Origin of the sequence: Lentilactobacillus hilgardii DSM 20176 = ATCC 8290 (assembly GCF_000159315.1) — a bacterium.
Classification (GTDB): domain Bacteria; phylum Bacillota; class Bacilli; order Lactobacillales; family Lactobacillaceae; genus Lentilactobacillus; species Lentilactobacillus hilgardii.
Genome location: NZ_GG669992.1, coordinates 284,356 through 286,441 on the forward strand (window position 1 = coordinate 284,356; position 2,086 = coordinate 286,441).

The 2,086-nt window shown below is 37.6% G+C and carries 3 protein-coding genes; 2 read left to right on the top strand and 1 reads right to left on the bottom strand.

Going from position 1 to position 2,086, the window contains the following annotated elements; translation table 11 throughout:
* Positions 1-29: 29 nt before the first annotated feature.
* A complete protein-coding gene (locus HMPREF0519_RS01350) occupies positions 30-560 on the bottom strand; it encodes a DUF308 domain-containing protein (RefSeq protein WP_003556705.1) in 531 nt (176 codons plus the stop codon).
* Between the two features lie 189 nt (positions 561-749).
* On the opposite strand from HMPREF0519_RS01350, the gene sfsA reads away from it, so the two are divergent.
* Entirely contained in the window at positions 750-1,502 is a 753-nt protein-coding gene (gene sfsA / locus HMPREF0519_RS01355; RefSeq protein ID WP_003633987.1) for a DNA/RNA nuclease SfsA, read from the top strand.
* A 22-nt stretch (positions 1,503-1,524) separates the two neighbouring features.
* On the top strand, positions 1,525-2,086 hold a 562-nt coding region (locus HMPREF0519_RS01360), incomplete at its 3' end, for an SDR family NAD(P)-dependent oxidoreductase (RefSeq protein ID WP_003633989.1).

Consider the following 2,086-nt stretch of genomic DNA (forward strand, 5'->3'; position numbering starts at 1 on the left):
CTTTTTAAATTTTAATAACGCATTTTTCTTTATGCTCGCCATTTCCATGCACCCACAATTTCAACAATTGCAGTTACAACCAACATAGCACCAAAGAGTTGTAAGACAAACAGGACAGTACCAAATGGATGAAATACCAGCACGCTTCCCAGAACGATTAGAACAAGGCCATACATGATAAATGGTAATGGGGAAACATTGACAAATTCGCGATGCCCGATTGCGTCAATAACTTGGATAAGCCCAACTAAGATAAGGACAATTCCAATGACTAATGGTAATGCTGCCAAAATTGGTTTTGCAAAAATTAATATTAGAATTGCCAAAATAAGCTGAAAGATACCAACGGGTAAACTATAATCGAGTTCGTCTCCTTTATGACGTTGAACAAACCATGAAATGAGATTAATAATACCAAATAACGCAAAAAAGCTTGAAAGAACAGCAATGAAAACGTTAATCGTCGCTTCCGGTTCAAATAGGAAGAATAAGCCAAAAATAATATAAACGATACTCTCAAGCCAGATATATTTACGAATTTGACTAATAAATTGATACATACGATCACCCTCACAAAACAGATTAGTAGAATGATAAACCTATCTTTATCATACAAGGAGAAATGCCAAAGCAACAGTATTTGAACAGATATTTGGTAAATACATTAAAATAGCGTGTTTTATGACTAATGATGTATGTTAAGATGTCAAAAAAAGGATAATAATTAATTTTGAAGGGAAGGTATTCCGATGCAATATCCAAATTTTCATCTTGCACGTTTTATTGACCGGCCTAATAGATTCATTGCTCATTGTCGACTAATTGAGACCGGTGAAATTGTGACAGTGCATGTTAAGAATACCGGGCGGACAACCATCTTACAGCCGAATGTGACAACATCCTTGGTTGAAAGCCATAATCATGCTCGGAAAACAAAGTATGATTTAGTGGCAGCCAAAAAGTATGACCGATTTTGGATCAACATCGATTCCCAAGCACCTAATAAAATAGTTAAAGATGGATTGGCCAACAATGATATTAAATTACCCGGAATTAATCAGATTACACAAGTTACGCCCGAAGTGCCGTTTTTAGATTCAAGATTGGACTTTTCAGGAATTGGTGATCATCAAAAAAACTTTTTCTTAGAGGTGAAAGGCGTTACATTGGAAAACGGTGGTATAGCAGCATTTCCAGACGCACCCACAACTCGGGGACTAAAACATGTGAAAACTTTGCAAAAAGCGCTTGACAAAGGGTACCTTTCCTATCTATTATTTATTATTCAGATGGAGAAAATAAAAGCTATGACAATTGACATAGATATTTTTGAACCCCTCGCGTTTGAGATTTTCAAGGCTCAAAAAAGAGGGGTTCATGTTATAGCCTATGATTGCAGGATAACGCCGGATTCATTGACGCTGAACCAACCGGTTCCATTTGATTTAAACCAAAAATTCATTAGTGACGGATTGCCATCGTCAATCCAAAAAAGAACTTGAAACTATAAGAGGTAATAAATTAATGCTCCAAACATCAAAACAAGAACCAATTGATAGCCCATTTAATCGTACAACCACTGCTGAAAGAGTTATGAAGGGCGTTGATCTTAAAGGGAAAAACGTGATTGTAACGGGTGGCTATAGTGGCATCGGATTAAAAGTAACGGAAATGCTGACACAGGCGGGTGCACATGTTATTGTACCGGCCAGAACTGTATCAAAAGCATTACCTGTCGTAGAACATCTAAAGAATGCCGAACTCGGATTATTGGATTTAATGGATCCTGATTCGATTGATCGTTTTGCCAAGGGTTTTTTAGCTTCTAATCGACAGTTGGACTTGTTGGTTGAATGTGCTGGTATCATGTTTCCACCATTAAAGCGTGACAGTCGTGGAAATGAATCCCAGTTTTCAACTAATTTTCTGGGACATTTTCAATTAACTGCTAAACTGTATCCGGCTTTAAAGAAAGCCGGTCATTCGCGTGTCATTTTAATGTCGTCACGGGCACAGAGTTGGAATGGCGTTGACTTTGGGGATCCAAACTTTAATCGGCGTAAATATGATCCCCGTACAGCCTATG